This is a genomic window from Methylobacterium fujisawaense (assembly GCF_014138435.1).
GTDB lineage: Bacteria > Pseudomonadota > Alphaproteobacteria > Rhizobiales > Beijerinckiaceae > Methylobacterium > Methylobacterium fujisawaense.
Window position 1 is genome coordinate 1 of sequence record NZ_JACJIM010000008.1, and the last position, 15,919, is coordinate 15,919.

Sequence of the window (15,919 nt, forward strand, 5' to 3'; positions counted from 1 at the left end):
CCGCACCGGTCCGCCGCCCGGGGCGATGGCGGCTGAAAGCCACCGACGCGGGCGCCGCCCCGCCCCCGGACCCGCCCGGTCAGCCACCGGGCGGGTCCCCGAAGGACGCCCCGGGATCGCTCCCGGGCCGCCGCGGACAGGTGCGGTCAGGAAGCACAAAATAGGAACATTGTCAAGGCGCGGGCGGCGCGTCCGGGCGGTGATGCCCTGCGCCCATCGATCCGCGCGGTGACCCCGGGGCGCCGCAGACGAACCCGGACCCGGAGGGGGACGCCGGAGCCGGGCGACCCGGGAACACCGTCCGTGCGAGGCCGTGCCGCCTCGGCGTGTCTGGATCCCAGGCCCCGTCGGGCGGCCCCGGGACGACGGGATGCGGCGGCCTCACGCAGCGGCCTCTCACGGCGCCCATCGCCCGCGGCACCGCCGCGTCCGGCCCTACGCCACCTCGGCGAGGTCGCCGAACAGGGACAGCATCACCGGGCGCCGGTCGAGGTTGTAGATCGCCGCCTCCCGGGCGGCGCGGCCGAACCGGTCGGCGACCTCCACCAGGGCGGCGAGGCGGGCGGGGGGCTCGTCCCGGCGCCGGTCGATCTCAGCCGAGACGAAGCGCAGCACCGCGTCCTGGGCGGCCTCGAACCGCGCCTCCGCGTCGCGGCCCGCCAGGGTCTCGGCCAGCTTGAGCACCCGGCCCCAATCGGGCGTGCGCGCCCGCGCCAGCAGGGTCTCGATCTCGGCCACGAGGCCGGCGGTGACCGGATCGAGCATCGCCAGCGCCCGGGCGACCGAGCCCTCGCACTGGGCCAGCGCCCGGGCCAGGGCGGTCTCGTCAGGTTGCGGGAAGGGCTCGGGCAGGCCGCGCACCACTTGGGCGACCGCCTCGGGGGACAGCGGGCGCAGCATCAGGACCCGGCAACGGGAGCGGATGGTCGGGAGCAGCCGGCCGGGCTGGTGGGACAGGATCAGGAACAGCGCCCGGGGCGGGGGCTCCTCCAGGACCTTGAGCAGGGCGTTGGCGGCGTTGGCGTTGAGATCCTCGGCGCTGTCGAGGATGCAGACCCGCCAGCCGGAATCCGTGGCCGTCGAGGCGAAGAGGTCGAGGGCCCGGCGCACCATGTCGACCGAGATCTTGGTCGGCAGCGTCTTGGTGCCGGCGGTCCGGTGGCGGCGCAGGACCACCAGATTCGGGTGCGACAGGCCCGCCACCTTGCCGATGACGGCATCGTCCGCCGGCACGTCGAGGCCCGCCGGCCCGCCGCCCGCGGGATGGGCGAGCAGGCGGCGCGCGACCCGGTAGGCCAGCGTCGCCTTGCCGATGCCGGGGGCGCCGCCGATCAGCCAGGCATGGTGCAGGCGGCCCGCCGCGATCGCGGCCGCGAAGGCGTCGGCCGCCGCCCCGTGGCCGACGAGCCCGAGGGTCTCGCGCGGGCGCGGGATGCCCGACAGGTCTCCGGGCTCGACGTCGTCGGCGGCGCGGTCCACGGGTTTCATGCGAGCCTTCGCTCCTCTGGCGGTTCCGGCACCGCTGCGCTTCCGGAAGCCCACGGGCGGTGCCCAGCGCCCCCGAGAGCGCCCCCGAGAGCGCCCCTGGGAACGCCCCTGGGCCGGTCGCACCGGCCTCGCCCGGGCCTCACCGACCCACCCCGCGCCGGTCGCGCGCGGCCTGGCGTGCCGAGCCTGCGTGCCGAGAATGGGCCTCTCCGCCATTCTCGCGCGCGGAACAGGGCGAGCGGAGGTTCCACCGCCGACGCGCCCTGCGCCCCGTGATCGTGCGCCGGCTCGACCTTGACGGGGCAGCGCCAGGGAGCGGCGGTTTCCATCCGGACGATAGCCCGAACGGGGCACGCCGCAAACCGGCCGCGGAGCGCCGCCGCTCACACCGCATCGCCGCTTCTGCCCGTCCCCTTCGGCCGGTCGGGCAGAAGCTCGGGCAGCCGGGACGCGACGACGGCCCGGATCGCCGCCTCGACCGTGTCCGGATCGCGGGACGCGTCGATCACCGCGCAGCGCTCCGGCTCGGCCCGGGCGATCGCCAGGAAGGCCTCCCGCAGCCGGATGTGGAAGTCGAGGGCCTCGGCCTCGAACCGGTCGGCCCCCTGCCCCGTCCCGGCGCCGCGCCCGGCCGCGCGGGCGAGGCCCGCCTCGGGGGCAAGGTCGAGGATCAGGGTGAGGTCGGGCCGGGTCGGGCCGACGACGACCCGCTCCAGGGCGTCCACGATCCCGGGATCGAGGCCGCCTGCGGCGCCCTGATAGGCCCGGGTCGAGTCGATGAAGCGGTCGCACAGCACGATCTCGCCCCGGCGCAGGGCCGGACGGATCAGGCGGTCGAGGTGGTCGATCCGGGCGGCGCTGAACAGCAGGGCTTCCGCGAAGGGGCCGTAGGGCTTGGCGACGCCGTCGAGCAGGGCCGTGCGGATCTCCTCCGCCCGCGGCGAGCCGCCGGGCTCGCGCGTCACGCAGACGGCCCGGCCCGATTGCGCGCGCAGGGTCGCGGCGAGGCGGGCGATCTGGGTCGACTTGCCGGCCCCCTCCCCCCCCTCGAAGGTGAGGAAGGCGCCGCCCGCCTCCGCGGGATCCCGGAGCCGCAGCACGGTCACGCGCGCGCCGTCACGAGGGGTTGGCCGCCCCGGCAGCACCCTTGTCCGTCCCCTTGTCGCCACCCTTGTCGCCGCCCTTGCCGGCCCGGTCGAGGGCCTTGCGGACGAGGCCGGTGCCGAATTCCAGCGCCGCATCCATCGCCCGCTGCGACAGCGTGCCGGGCTCCACCGAGGCGCCGGCGTAGAGGGGCTGGTCGAGGGCGACCGTATCGCCGCGCTGGATGCGCAGGACGCCGACCCGCCGGCCCTCCTCCACGGGGGCGACGAGGGGCCCGGTATAGATCACCTTGGCGCTGACCCGGTCGCTGGAGCCGCGCGGCAGCAGGACCCGCACGGGCTTCTTCGCCACCAGCGGCACCGAGCCCGACTGGCCGCCATACACGGAGGCCTCGGCCACGGTCTCGCCCGGCGTGAAGACCTGCCGGGGCTCGAAGGCGCGGAAGCCCCATTCCATCAGCTTGCGCGACTCGGAGGCGCGGTCCCGGGCGCTCTTCAGCCCCGAGACCACCAGAACGAGCCGCTGGCCGTTCTGCACCGCCGAGCCCGTGAGCGCGTAGCCCGATTCCTCCAGGTAGCCGGTCTTGAGCCCGTCCGCGCCGATGTCGAGGGCGAGCAGCGGGTTGCGGTTCTGCTGGCGGATCTTGTTCCAGGTGAACTCCTTCTCGGAGAAGATCTTGTAGTAATCCGGGTAGGTGTCGATGATGTGCAGCGCGAGCTTGGCCATGTCCCGGGCCGTGACCTTCTGGTCGGGCGCCGCGTAGCCGGTGGCGTTGCGGAAGGTCGAGTTCGTCAGCCCGATCTCCTTGGCGCGCTGGTTCATCAGCCCCGCGAAGGCCTCCTCGGACCCGGCCATGTTCTCCGCGATGGTGATCGCCGCGTCGTTGCCCGACTGCACGATCAGGCCGCGCAGCAGGTCCGCCATCTTGATGCGGCTGTTGACCTGCGCGAACATCGACGAGCCGCCCCCGCCGGCGCCGCCGCGCTTCCACGCGTCCTCGGTGACGGTGAACTCCGTGTCCATGGAGAGGCGGCCGGATTTCAGCGCCTCGAACACGATGTCGGTGGTCATCAGCTTGGCCATGCTGGCCGGCGAGAACCGCTCGTCGGCGGCCTTCTCGAACAGGACCGAGCCGGAATCGGCGTCGATCAGGATCGCGTGCGGGGCCGCGGTCTGGAAGCTCTGTGCGGCGGCGGCGGCGAGGCCGGCGCCCAGGGCGCAGGCGGCCGCGAGGAGGGTGAGAAGGGGTCTGCGCATCACCGTTCCGTCCCACGCCTGCCGCCGGCCCGGAAGCATCCCGGCCGTATCCCAATAACAAGCGTGACCATATTACGGTTTCGGCGCCGGATCGAACGCGAAATGCCGCATCGGCGGCCGGGATCCGGCCGAGGCCCCGATGGCCGCCGCCGCGGGCGGCGTCAGTAGATCCCGGCCAGGCGGGCGTGATGGGCGCCGGCAGGGGCGGCGATCCTGCTCGGTGACGCCTTGCCGGGCGCCGCGGACTTGGCAGGCGCTGCGGACTTGCCGGGCGCCGCCTTGGACGGCGCGGCCGCCGCGGGCTTGGCCGGCACGGCGGCGAGGCGTGCCATGGCGAGCTTGGCCGAGGCCGGCAGCGGCGCGGAGGGCGGCGCGGAGGGGCCCTTGGCGAGCTTCGTCGGGCCGGGCGCCGGAGCCCCCCGGCCGTGGACCTCGGCGAGCGCCGGACGGGCGGCCGAGCCGGGTTTCGAGGCGATTTTCCCGGCAGCGGCATGCCCAGGCGCCTGGGGCGCTCCCTGGGCGAGGGCCGGGTTGAGACCCGCGACCTTCAGGTTGCCGGCCCCGACGCCGCCACCCTTGGCGGCGGCGGTCTGGACGGGGGCGGGCCGGAACTCCCGCACCCGCGGGGCGGTGGGCTGCACGGCCGCCGGGACCGTCACGGCGGCGGAGGCCAGCATGATTGGCGCGCGCACCGGCGCCGTCCTCTCGGGCCGCGCGGCCGGGGTCTCGGCGGGCTCCGACGCGGAATCCTGGGCGGGACGGAAGGCCAGCGGCGCCGGGGCGGAGCGCGTGTAGCGCTCCGTGTCCTCGGTCGGGCCGAGATCGGCCATCATCACGGTCGAGCGGCCGGCCGGCCGGCCGTCGGTGCGCAGGCTGGCGAGCAGCTTGCGGTCGTCGCTGCCGGCCACCGAGGCCTTGCCGACATATTCGACGCGCACATGCGCGGTGCCCTTGCGGTGGAAGCCCAGGGCGTCGGCCGCCTCCTCCGACACGTCCATGACGCGCCCGGCATGGTAGGGGCCGCGGTCGTTGACGCGCACCACCATCGAGTAGCCGTTGTCGAGGTTCGTCACCCGGGCGTAGCTCGGCAGCGGCAGGGTGGGGTGGGCGGCGGCGATCGAGTGGCGGTCGAACACCTCGCCGTTGGCGGTCATGCGGCCGTGGAAGGCCGAGCCGTACCAGGAGGCGAGCCCCTCGCGCACGTAGCCGTTCGGATTCTCCTTCGGCACGTAGGTCTGGCCGGCGACCACGTAGGGCTTGCCGGTGTAGCGGCGGCCGCCGCCCTTCGGGATCACGTCGCCCTCGTTGTAGAGGCGCGGGCTCGCCTTGACCCCGTATTTCGGGTCGATACCGTTCCCGGCGGCGAGCTTCTGCTGGGGCGAGGTGGCGCAGTTGGCGGTGGCCAGGGCCACGCCCGAGACGGCCATGAGCCGCAGGGCGAGGCGCGCCGGCCGGGGAAGCGTCGTGCGCACCATCGTGGGGGTCACCAAACTCTACGCGTGGCCGGGGCCCGAACCGGACCGGACCCGGACGCGCCAAGAGGCCCGCGGCCGGGTCCACCCAGAATTGTAGGGATCGCGTAAAGGAAGCCTGAACGTTGCCGGAGGTCGGGGTTCAGGCGCTGCGCCCGACGGTGCCGGGCGGTTCGTGCGTGATCTCAGGATCGACGCATAAATGGCTGTTCGAGAAGGGGAAAGGCGCTCCCGGAGGGCATCTCCCTCCCCGCCGCGGGGGAGGGAGGCGGAGCCGCCTGCCCTCAGCGGGACTGCGCGTCGGTCAGCTGCGCGATCGACTGGGCGCCGCGCTGCTTGAACAGCAGGTCGAGGCCCTCCAGAATCAGGGCGTGCATCTTGGTCCTCTCGGCGTAGGCGAGGTCGCGCAGCTGGTCGTAGACCGGCGGCTCCAGATAGACCGACATCTGGCGGGCCCGCTGCTTGAGCGTGGCCGCGGGCTTCGGCACCGGAGGCGCGAGGGTCAACGACACGATCTCGGCGCCCTGCGGCCGGACCGCCGGCGCGGATCGGGCGAGGGGCTTCACCTGCGGGCTCGCCGAGGCCACGATCGCCGCGAGGCTGAGCTTAGGCGGCTTGGACATGCTGACCCGTCCTCAGGGGCTGCGTGCGGCGCTCGATCCAAGACCAGAGGCGGCGGACCTCCCCGGCGGCCTGGCCCTTCGGGTTGAATTCGGTGACGCCCTGCCCGAGGCCGATCGCGTCCTGGTGGTCGGTGCGGGCGACGATGTTCACGTCGGGCAGGATGCCGAGCACCGCCAGCCCGTCCGCGGCGTCGCGGACCCGGTAGGAGCGCGGCGGGGTCTGGTTCAGCACGAAGGCGAACTTCTTCTCCAGCCGGTAGACGGCGGCCAAGGTCGGCTTGAACGCCCGCAGGTCCGCGGGGGTCGGCCGGCACGGGATGATGCACAGGTCCGCCGCGCGGATCGCCGACAGCGTGCCGGTGGAATCGACCCCCGGCGTGTCGATGAACACGTAATCGTAGGCGGATTCGCGCAGGCGCTCCATCACGGCGTCGATCTGGGTGGCGTCGATCTGCGCCACCTCGGGGCCGTCGGCGGTGCGGTGGTCGAGCCAGTCGGAGATCGTGGCCTGCCGGTCCATCTCCAGGATGCAGACCGTGTGGCCGGCTTCCCGGGCGGCCACCGCCAGGGAGATGCACAGCGTGCTCTTGCCGCTGCCGCCCTTCTGCGTGACGAAGGTGATCGCTTTCATCCTGGGCGTCCTCCAGAAGGCCCCGTGCATCCGTTCGGGCGCCCGCGACCGCCGGTCGCTGCGCCGTCTGGATCAACCTCAGGTATGGAATTTGCGGCGTGCCGCGATCCTGTGACCCAAGGATGTCCCAAGGCAGGTTGCGGCCGACATGGTTAACGACCCGTTAAGACGGCGCGTCGTTCCGAAGATCCAGGCCCAATGCGGCCACAGGCTATCCATCTAAACTTCAGGTTAAGATTCTTAGCATATAGAGAGTTAACAGCCTTTCCAGCGGCGCTCGGATACCGTAGCGTGAGCGCGGGTGAGACGAGGAGTCCGATGGGGGTGAAAACCTCAAGTTTAAAAGCGGGTGTCGCCCCGGCGCGGACTGGCGCGGCCGAAGCCCCGATCCCGCAAGCCGTTCTGGAAGCCTCCGGCGTCGTGGGCACCTGGGCCCACGATTACTGGGCGGGGCAGCTGGCGCTCTCGGCCACCTTCGCGGATCTGCTCGGCCTCGACCCCGAGGCCGCCGCCGGCGGGGTGTCCCTCGAGGTGTTCCTCGATCACACCCATCCCGAGGACCGCATCCGGATCGAGAGCTACCTGCACGCGATGGCCGAGACCGGCGGTCCGGTCGAGGCGGAGTTCCGCACCCGCGACACGCGCACCGGGATCCGCACGCTGCTGATGCGCGGCCGGATCGAGCGGGACCCCGCCGGCGGGGCGACCCGGGGGCGCGGCATCGCCATCGACCGCACCGAGGAGCAGGCCGCCAATCTCGTGCAGAGCGAGCGGGTGGTGAACCGGATGGCCGAGCACATCATCGCCCTGCGCGACCTCGCCCGCGCCCTGCACCGGCCGACCCTCACCGACCGGATCGAGCACCTGATGATCGAGATCGGCTTCGAACTCGCCCGCTTCCTGCCCGAGCCCGAGGACGAGCCCCGCCACTGAGGATGCCCGCGCCCGCCCGATTGATCGCGCCCGTCCCGGCAAGCTACGGTCCCGGCAACATTTTGCCGGGAGGACGGGGATGGCCCGCGACACGATTTACGACCGCGACCTCGACCGCGTCCCGGCCAACCACCAGCCGCTGACCCCCCTGCTCTACCTGGACCGGGCCGCGCGGGTGTTTCCCGAGCACGTGGCGGTGGTCCACGGCCCCCTGCGGCGCTCCTACCGGGACCTCTACGCCCGGGCGCGCCGCCTCGCCTCGGCGCTGGCGGCGCGCGGGATCGGCCGGGGCGACACCGTGGCGGCGCTGCTGGCCAACACCCCCGAGATGATCGAGTGCCACTACGGCGTGCCGATGACCGGGGCGGTGCTCAACACCCTCAATACCCGCCTCGACGCCGGCGCGATCCGCTTCTGCCTGGAACACGGCGAGGCCGCGGTGCTGATCACCGACCGCGAATTTTCCCGCACGGCCGCCGCGGCGCTGGAGGGGCTGGAGACCAAGCCGTTCGTGATCGACGTGGACGATCCCGAATACGACGGCCCCGGCGCCCGCCTCGGCGAGACCGACTACGAATCGTTTCTGGCCGGCGGCAACCCGGAGCACGACTGGCGTCTCCCGGACGACGAGTGGGACGCGATCGCCCTGAACTACACGTCGGGCACCACGGGCGACCCGAAGGGCGTGGTCTACCACCACCGGGGGGCGGCGCTGCTGGCGCTCGGCAACGTCATCACGGGCGGGCTCGGCCAGCACCCGGTCTATCTCTGGACCCTGCCGATGTTCCACTGCAACGGCTGGTGCTTCCCCTGGACCCTGTCGGTGGTGGCCGGCACCCATGTCTGCCTGCGCCAGGTCCGGGCGGAGGCCATGTACCGGCTGATGGACGAGCACGGGGTCACGCATCTCTGCGGGGCGCCGATCGTGATGCAGATGCTGATCAACGCCTCCGATGCCGAGCGCCGCGACCTGCACAAGCGCGTCGCGTTCTTCACCGCCGCCGCGCCGCCGCCGGAGGCGGTGCTCGCCGGCATGTCGGAGGCCGGGTTCGACGTGACCCACCTGTACGGCCTGACCGAGAGCTACGGGCCGGCGGTTGTGAATGCCTGGCACGGCGACTGGGACGCCCTCGCGGCCGACCAGCGGGCGGCCAAGAAGGCGCGCCAGGGCGTCCGCTATCCGGTGCTCGAGGCCCTCGACGTCCGCGACCCTGAGACGATGGAGCCGGTGCCCGCCGACGGGGCCACGATCGGCGAGGTGATGATGCGCGGCAACGTGGTGATGCGCGGCTACCTCAAGAATCCCGCCGCCACGCAGGCCGCCTTCAAGGGCGGCTGGTTCCGCACCGGCGACCTCGGGGTGAAGCACCCGGACGGCTACGTGCAGCTCAAGGACCGCTCGAAGGACATCATCATCTCGGGGGGCGAGAACATCTCGTCGATCGAGGTGGAGGACGCCCTGTTCAAGCACCCGGCGGTGGCCGCCGCGGCGGTGGTGGCCAAGCCCGATGCGAAATGGGGCGAGACCCCCTGCGCCTTCGTGGAGCTGAAGCCCGGCGCATCCCCCAGTGCCGACGAGCTGATCCAGTGGTGCCGGGGGCGGCTGGCCTCCTACAAGCTCCCCCGCCACGTGGTGTTCGGCGAGTTGCCCAAGACCTCCACCGGCAAGGTGCAGAAGTTCATCCTGCGCGAGCGGGCCCGGCAGGAGGGGACCTGACCGGCATCCGTCGGAAGATCCCGGCGGACGGGGCTGACGCCGCCCGCTCGGACCGATCAGGCCTGCGGCGGAATCCGGCGGTCGACGCGGACCGGGACCGGCACCGCCCTGGGGGCGGACCCGGCGTCGCGGAGGTCCGCGAGGATCTGAGCGACGAAGGCCTGGAGCGACACCAAGCTGAACAGGCTGATGGCGGCGACCAGGGCGGCGGAAACCAGGGTCTTGGCGGTTGCGGGATCCACGGCTGGAGTCCTTGGCTTTGCCCCGCCGCGGGTGATCCGGGCGAGGGGCGCGCGTAGCGGCGCCGATGCGATCCCAAGGTGGGCGTGCCGCCCGCGCCGCGCCAGCACCGCCGCGGGCGCGCCTGGCATGCGCCGGGGGCCGGGCTCGGCCGCGATCCGGTTGCCGTGACGCTTCGCCCGACCCCGCCGCGGACATCGCGGGCGGGATGGTGCAGCTTTCCCGGCTGGCCGAACGTTGCGTTTCCCGCAATAAGCGCCCGCGCGGAGTGGCGCGCATCCGGGAGAGACGGCATGGCCGGCAACGGCATCGCGAACGGCGCCCGCGCGGCGCTGCTCGCCGTTCAGGGGCTGAGCCTGTCTGCCGGGCTGGCCGCCGGGTTGGCGGCGGGACTGGCGGCGGGGCCGGCCCGGGCCCAGGGCCCTGTCCCGGCCCAGCCGCCGGCGCAGGCCGCTGCCCCCCAGAGCGTGGCGCCCGCCTCCGCCCCGGCGGGACCGTCCGAGCCGGTGACGCGCGCCGGCTATTTCTACATCGGCGGCCGCTACCAGAAGCTCGGCGACAAGACCGTGATGGTCGGCCAGATGTTCGTGCAGTCGCGCAGCCCGGCCCGGATCACGCAAGCCTACCCGGTGGTGATGGTCCACGGCCTCGCCCAGACCGGCGTGAACTACCTCGCCACCGCGGATGGCCGCCCGGGCTGGGTGCAGCGCTTCGTCGAGAAGGGCTACCCGGTCTACGTGGTCGACCAGGTCGGGCGCGGGCGCTCGGGCACCAACCCGGAGGTCTACGGCCCCTACGACCGGCTCGGCACCCGGAGCCTGGAGCGCACCCACACGGCCCCGGAGGTCTACGACCTGTACCCGCAGGCCAAGCTCCACACCCGCTGGCCGGGCGGGGCGGGCGTGCCGGGCAACGCCGCCTTCGATCAGTTCTTCGCCAGCCAAGTCCCCTTCCTCGCCAACAGCCAGCAGACCGAGGAGCTGGTCGATCCCGCCCTGCTGGCCCTGCTGGAGAAGATCGGTCCGGCGATCCTGATCACCCACGGCCAGGCGGCCCTGTTCGGCTGGGCCGCCTCGGATGCGCGGCCGGACCTCGTCAAGGCGCATGTCGCCGTCGAGCCGAACGGCCCGCCCTTCTTCGACGTGCAGTTCCGCGGCGGCAAGGAGTTCTGGGAGAAGACCGGGGACGGGCGCGCCCGGGCCTACGGCCTGACCCGCATGCCGCTGACCTTCGATCCCCCGGTCAAGGCCCCCGAGGACCTGATCGTGGCGCAGCAGGCCAAAGGGTCCGACGCCAAGGGGGGCGATCCGAAGGGGGGCGACGGGCGGATCCGCTGCTGGCTGCAGGGCGAGCCCGTCCGGGCCCTGCCGAACCTCGCGAAGGTGCCGACCGTGGTGGTGACCGCGGAGGCCTCGTTCCACGCCACCTACGACGAGTGCACCATCGCCTTCCTGACCCAGGCCGGCGCCAAGCCCGACGTGGTCCGGCTGGCCGATCAGGGCCTCCACGGCAACGGCCACATGATGATGCTGGAGACGAACAGCGACGCCGTGGCGGACGTCCTGGCCGGCTGGATCGCGGGCCGCGTGAAGTAGCCCCGGGCCGCCGGGCCGCGGGCCCGGTCGCTGCACCACCGATACGTGTTGAAATGGCAACAGCCCTCGTCTTCCGCGCGAAGGCTGCTTGCGGCCGCGCCCGGCTGCCCGTAGTCCGGGGCTGGAAAGATCAAGTATTACAGTAGTTTATCACGATTCTAAACAGCGCGGCCGACACGTCGGGGGCGAATCCGGCGAACGCGGCCGGCTGCCCGCAGCGTCGCATCCGGCAAGAGATCATGAGAGCCGCCCACCCCCTCCCCGGCGCCACGGGCATCGTCCGGCGCGTCACCCTGCGCACCCTCCTCGCCGGCGCCTCCCTGGCCGTCCTGGCGCAGGCCGCGACGGGCCCGGCCCGCGCGCAGGACGCCGCGCCGCGCCGCGGTGCCGCCGCGGCGCCGGCCGGCAGCAGCGTGCAGCTCGAGGAACTCAGCGTGGAGAGCCAGGGCGGCGGCGGGCCGGCCTCCGCGGTCCGCGCCGGGGCGCCCGCGCGCGCCGTGGAGAGCCCGACCGGCCCGATCGACGGCTACGTGGCCCGGCGCTCGGCCACCGCCACCAAGACCAACACCCCGCTGATCGAGACCCCGCAATCGATCACCGTCGTGGGCCGCCAGCAGATCGACACGCAGAACGCCCAGACCCTGCAGCAGGCGACCCAGTACGTGGCCGGCACCTATGCGGGCACCTTCGGCGCGGATTCGCGCCTCGACTATTTCCAGCTGCGCGGCTTCGTGGCGAGCGATTACGGCCTCTACCGCGACGGCCTGCAGCTCCTGAACTACGGATTCGCGTATTACCGGGTCAACACCTACGGGCTGGAGCGCGTCGAGGTGCTGCGCGGCCCCGCCGCGGTGCTGTTCGGCGCCGGCAATCCCGGCGGCCTGATCAACCAGGTCACCAAGCGCCCGACCGAGACGCCGTTCGGCTCCATCGAGGTCGGCGGCGGCTCCTTCGACCAGCGCTACGCCGCCTTCGACGTCGGCGGCCCGGCGGATCGGGAGGGCCACTGGTTCACCCGCCTGACCGGCTACGCCCGCAACGGCGGCACCCAGGTCCAGGGGGCGCCGGACGACAGCTACTACATCGCCCCGGCCTTCACCTATAAGCCGGACGGCGCGACCCGGCTCACGATCCTGTCGAGCTTCCAGCGCGACAACTCCGCCGTGACCTCGAACTTCCTGCCCTATTACGGGACGGTGAAGCCGACCGCGCTGGGCCTGCGCATCCCGCGCGCGCTCAACGTCGGCGATGCCGGCTTCAACACCTTCCGGCGCGACCAGGCCTTCATCGGCTACGAGTTCGAGCACGCCTTCGACGAGACCTGGACGGTTCGCCAGAACGCCCGCTACGCCTTCGCGGAGAGCTACCAGAACTCCTATATCGGCCAGCTCGGCTACGCCGATCCGCAGCAGACGCAGCTCGCCCGCTACCTGTTCCGGGACCACGCCAAGGTCGCCCAGCTCGACGTCGACACCCAGGCCGAGGCGCAGTTCTCCGACGGCTTCTTCCGGCACGACTTCCTGATGGGCGTGGAGTACCGGAACTTCCAGATCCACGACAACCAGGCCTCGGGCTTCCCGGCCCCGAACCTGAACATCCTCGCGCCGGTCTACGGTCCGCAGACGGTCTCCGCCTCGCCGTACCTGATCAACGCCGACTCGTTCCAGCAGGTCGGGCTCTACTTCCAGGACCAGATCAAGCTCACGCCGGAGCTGAGCCTGATCCTCGGCGGCCGGCAGGACTTCGTCGACAACCGGGTCTACGACCGCCTGACCCCCGCCAACAGCAACGGCCGCAACGACAGCGCCTTCACCTACCGGGCGGCGGCGATCTACAACTTCGACTTCGGCCTCGCGCCGTACGTGATGTACTCGACCTCGTTCCAGCCGCTGATCGGCACGGACATCAACAGCCAGACCTTCAAGCCGGAGACGGGCGACCAGATCGAGGGCGGCGTCAAGTTCGAGCCGCCGGGCCAGGGCTACTTCCTGACCTTCGCGGGCTTCGACATCCACCGCAACAACGTGCTGACGCCGAACCCGGCGAACACGCTGTTCCAGAGCCAGCTCGGCGCGGTGCGCTCCACCGGCTTCGAGGCGCAGCTGGTGGCCAACCTGTTCGACGGCCTCAACGTCGTCGGCTCCTTCACGGTCTTCGGGATCAACACCGTGCGGGGCACCGTCGACCAACTCGGGCGCGTGCCGGTCAACACCCCCGAAAACCTCGCCAACCTGTTCTTCGACTACACGATTCCGACCGGCGACTGGCGCGGCTTCGGCTTCGGCGGCGGCGTGCGCTACATCGGCCGCTCCTTCGCCGACGTCGGCAACACCCTGCGCCTGCCGGACTACGTGCTGTTCGACGCGCAGGTGCACTACGATTACGAGAACTGGCGCTTCCAGGTGAACGCCACGAACCTCGCCGACCGGCGCTTCGTCTCCTCCTGCCAGGCGCAGAATTCCTGCTTCTACGGCGATGCCCGGCGGGTGCTGGCGAAGATCAGCTACAAGTGGTGAGGCGGGGCGCCCGGGTTTCACGGTCCCGGTCCGGCGCAGGCTCCGGGCGACCCGGGTTCGGTTCGCGCCGCGGATCGCCGGCCGGCGCCCCGTCCGGGCCGGCGTCACCGATCCCGCTCAGGTCGGCTCCGCCCCGGTGATCGGCTGCGGCCCGGAGAGCCGGGTCGGCAGGGCGTCGATCCGCAGGGACCGGCGCAGGGCCCGGGAGAGGGCGTCGACCGCCACCGTCACCAGGGCGGTGGCGGCGATCAGCACCACGGCCACGTCGAGGCGCAGCTCTGAGATCGCCGCGTCGACGTAGAAGCCCAGCGTCGTGACCCCCAGGATGCCGAAGATCGCGCTCTCCCGCAGGATCAGCTCCCAGCGGTAGAGCAGGTAGGCCAGGAACTGGCCGTAGAGGCGCGGCACGGTCTCGTAGGCGTAGAGATCGAGGCCCCGGGGCGCGTCGGCCCGGTAGGGGATCGCGTCGGCGTGGCGGCCCATCAGGTAGGCGACGATCCCGGCATTGTGCAGCGAAAGCGCCAGGATCGCCGGCAGCATCGAGGGGCCCAGGAGCTGCAGGCCGAGATAGGCGAGCACGTATTCCGGCGTGGAGCGCACCACCACCAGCAGCACCCGCCCGAGGGGCCGCCCGACCGGGCCGGCGAAGCGCCGCGCGGTCAGCGGGAACAGGACCAGCGCCCCGAGGGCGGTGGCCACCAGCGCGATCTGCGCCAGGATCAGGGTCTGCGCGGTGCCGGGCAGGACCTGCCCGGCGAGGATCGGGCGCAGCCAGGACCAGAGCCGGACCCAGGTCTCGGGCTCGGCGAGGGCGGCGTCCCGGAGCGGCGCCGGCACGATGTCGTGGCCGAGGAAGCGCGCGAGGCTCGGGCCGATCGCCGCGCTGCCGACGGTGGGCGGCAGCGCCAGCACGGATCCGACGAGGAGGAGAGGCAGCGTCCGGGCCCGCACCCAGAGCCGCCGCGTGCCGATCAGCGCGTAGAAGATCAGGAGCAGCGCCCCGGCTTCCGCATAGCGGCCCTGGCGGAAGGCGGATTCGAAGGCAAAGCCCATGGTCGGCAGGCCGATGAAGCCGAGCACGAGGCTTGAGCGCAGGCCGCATTCCAGGCGATAGAGGGTGTAGTCGCGCATCCGCCCGGCCACCTCGGGCAGGCGGGCGTACAGGAAGGCCGAGACCGCGCCGGTGCCCGCGGGCAGGACCCGGACGGCCGCGAGGTCGGCCTCCTCGATCAGCTCGGCATAGACCTTGGCGCAGATCCCCGCATAGGGCAGCGCGATGGCGAGCACGCCGGTGGTCGCCGAGAGCCCGAAGACCTGCATCAGCAGCAGGGCCCAGAACAGCTCGTGGACGGCGCGGACGCCCGCGCAGGCGAGCCGGACCGTGCGCGAGCGGGCGAAGGGGATCGCCAGCAGCAGCCCCGTCCCGGCGCCGAGCCCGACGCCGAGCATCGCGAAGGCGACGGTGTAGACGACGCTCCAGCCCTCCACCGCGGGGAAATCGGGCCGGATCAGGCCGCCGAGAAGGCGGGCGAGGTCGGCCAAGGGGTGGAGCGTCGTGACCTGCAGGTCCGCCACCAGCAGGCCGGTGAGCGCCGCGGCCAGGAACCAGCGGCTCACCGCCGCGTAGCCGGGCCGCGGCAGGAAGGCGGGGCTGCGCATCAGGCGGCCGCGTAGAACGGGCTGAGCCGCGCCGGATCGAGGCCCGCCGACGGGGCGTCGAGGACGATCCGGCCGGCCTCCAGCACCACGATCCGGTCGGTCTGGGCGAGGGCCAGGGCCACGTCGTGGAGCGCCAGGATCAGGGTCTCGTGGCTGCGGGCCAGCTCGGTGAGGATCCGCGCGCCCTGCTGGCGGTCGAGCGCCGAGACCGGCTCGTCCCCGACCAGGATCGGCCGGCCGTTGTAGAGGGCGCGGGCCACGGAGACGCGCTGCTGCTGGCCGCCGGAGAGTTCGCCGGCCCGGGCCCAGAGCCGGTCCGCGAGCCCGACCCGGTCGAGGACCGCTTCCACCGCGGCGACGTCCGCCCGGGCCGGCCGGACCAGGGTGCGCAGGTTGTGCAGGGTCGAGCGCCGGTCGAGGCGGCCCATATAGACATTGTGGAACACCGAGAGCGGCCGCACGAGGGCGGCGGCCTGGGGCACCAGCGCCACCTGCTCGGGCGCCTGGGCGTGGATCAGGCCGATCAGGGTCGACTTGCCCGCCCCGGAGCGGCCCATCAGCGCGACGCGCTCCCCCGCCCGCACGGTCAGGTCGAGGCCCGAAAGCACCGGACGCCCGCCATAGGATGCGGAGGCGTTCCGGAGGACGATGGCCGCCCGGGCTTGCGCGCCGCCCGCCACGGAC

The 15,919-nt window shown here is 72.7% G+C and carries 13 protein-coding genes; 4 read left to right on the forward strand and 9 right to left on the reverse strand.

Annotated features, from left to right (window positions below):
• Positions 1-435: 435 nt before the first annotated feature.
• The 6 genes from GGQ91_RS22765 to GGQ91_RS22790 all read right to left on the reverse strand — a co-directional run bounded on the left by GGQ91_RS22765 (position 436) and on the right by GGQ91_RS22790 (position 6,575).
• Positions 436-1,488: a DNA polymerase III subunit delta' gene (locus tag GGQ91_RS22765; protein WP_179698575.1), complete on the reverse strand. Its 1,053-nt coding sequence runs from the start codon at positions 1,486-1,488 to the stop codon at positions 436-438.
• A gap of 383 nt (positions 1,489-1,871) precedes the next feature.
• Complete coding sequence (tmk, locus tag GGQ91_RS22770; RefSeq protein WP_182592904.1) at positions 1,872-2,594, reverse strand: dTMP kinase; 723 nt, start codon at positions 2,592-2,594, stop codon at positions 1,872-1,874.
• 10 nt (positions 2,595-2,604) lie between these two features.
• Positions 2,605-3,849 (reverse strand): D-alanyl-D-alanine carboxypeptidase family protein, encoded by a 1,245-nt coding sequence (locus GGQ91_RS22775; RefSeq protein ID WP_043354561.1) that lies wholly within the window; start codon positions 3,847-3,849, stop codon positions 2,605-2,607.
• Between the two features lie 161 nt (positions 3,850-4,010).
• Positions 4,011-5,324 carry a septal ring lytic transglycosylase RlpA family protein gene (locus tag GGQ91_RS22780; RefSeq protein ID WP_182593014.1) on the reverse strand — a complete coding sequence of 438 codons (1,314 nt, stop codon included), beginning with the start codon at positions 5,322-5,324 and terminating at the stop codon, positions 4,011-4,013.
• Positions 5,325-5,605: 281 nt separating this feature from the next.
• On the reverse strand, positions 5,606-5,944 hold the full coding sequence (locus GGQ91_RS22785; RefSeq protein WP_043354543.1) for a ribbon-helix-helix domain-containing protein: 339 nt from the start codon (positions 5,942-5,944) through the stop codon (positions 5,606-5,608).
• Entirely contained in the window at positions 5,928-6,575 is a 648-nt protein-coding gene (locus GGQ91_RS22790) for a ParA family protein (protein ID WP_043354541.1), read from the reverse strand. Before GGQ91_RS22790 ends, GGQ91_RS22785 begins: the two co-directional genes overlap by 17 nt.
• A 318-nt stretch (positions 6,576-6,893) precedes the next feature.
• Here GGQ91_RS22790 and GGQ91_RS22795 point away from each other — a divergent pair, with 318 nt between their 5' ends.
• On the forward strand, positions 6,894-7,508 hold the full coding sequence (locus tag GGQ91_RS22795) for a PAS domain-containing protein (RefSeq protein ID WP_051044948.1): 615 nt from the start codon (positions 6,894-6,896) through the stop codon (positions 7,506-7,508).
• Positions 7,509-7,587: 79 nt separating this feature from the next.
• The gene (locus GGQ91_RS22800; RefSeq protein WP_053609825.1) at positions 7,588-9,225 is read left to right on the forward strand and encodes an acyl-CoA synthetase; all 1,638 of its coding nucleotides are present in this window, start codon (positions 7,588-7,590) and stop codon (positions 9,223-9,225) included.
• Positions 9,226-9,281: 56 nt separating this feature from the next.
• On the opposite strand, the gene GGQ91_RS22805 is transcribed toward GGQ91_RS22800, so the two are convergent.
• The gene (locus tag GGQ91_RS22805; RefSeq protein WP_043354537.1) at positions 9,282-9,467 is read right to left on the reverse strand and encodes a hypothetical protein; all 186 of its coding nucleotides are present in this window, start codon (positions 9,465-9,467) and stop codon (positions 9,282-9,284) included.
• A gap of 291 nt (positions 9,468-9,758) precedes the next feature.
• On the opposite strand from GGQ91_RS22805, the gene GGQ91_RS22810 reads away from it, so the two are divergent.
• Both GGQ91_RS22810 and GGQ91_RS22815 read left to right on the forward strand, forming a co-directional pair.
• Positions 9,759-11,060, forward strand: coding sequence for an alpha/beta hydrolase (locus tag GGQ91_RS22810; RefSeq protein ID WP_075380018.1), 1,302 nt, complete (start codon positions 9,759-9,761; stop codon positions 11,058-11,060).
• 239 nt (positions 11,061-11,299) lie between these two features.
• Positions 11,300-13,576, forward strand: coding sequence for a TonB-dependent siderophore receptor (locus GGQ91_RS22815; protein ID WP_182592905.1), 2,277 nt, complete (start codon positions 11,300-11,302; stop codon positions 13,574-13,576).
• A 117-nt stretch (positions 13,577-13,693) separates the two neighbouring features.
• Here the strand turns inward: GGQ91_RS22815 and GGQ91_RS22820 are convergent, their stop codons facing one another.
• Both GGQ91_RS22820 and GGQ91_RS22825 read right to left on the reverse strand, forming a co-directional pair.
• On the reverse strand, positions 13,694-15,235 hold the full coding sequence (locus GGQ91_RS22820) for a PhnE/PtxC family ABC transporter permease (protein WP_075380017.1): 1,542 nt from the start codon (positions 15,233-15,235) through the stop codon (positions 13,694-13,696).
• On the reverse strand, positions 15,235-15,915 hold the full coding sequence (locus tag GGQ91_RS22825) for an ATP-binding cassette domain-containing protein (RefSeq protein WP_043389445.1): 681 nt from the start codon (positions 15,913-15,915) through the stop codon (positions 15,235-15,237). Before GGQ91_RS22825 ends, GGQ91_RS22820 begins: the two co-directional genes overlap by 1 nt.
• Positions 15,916-15,919: the final 4 nt, after the last annotated feature.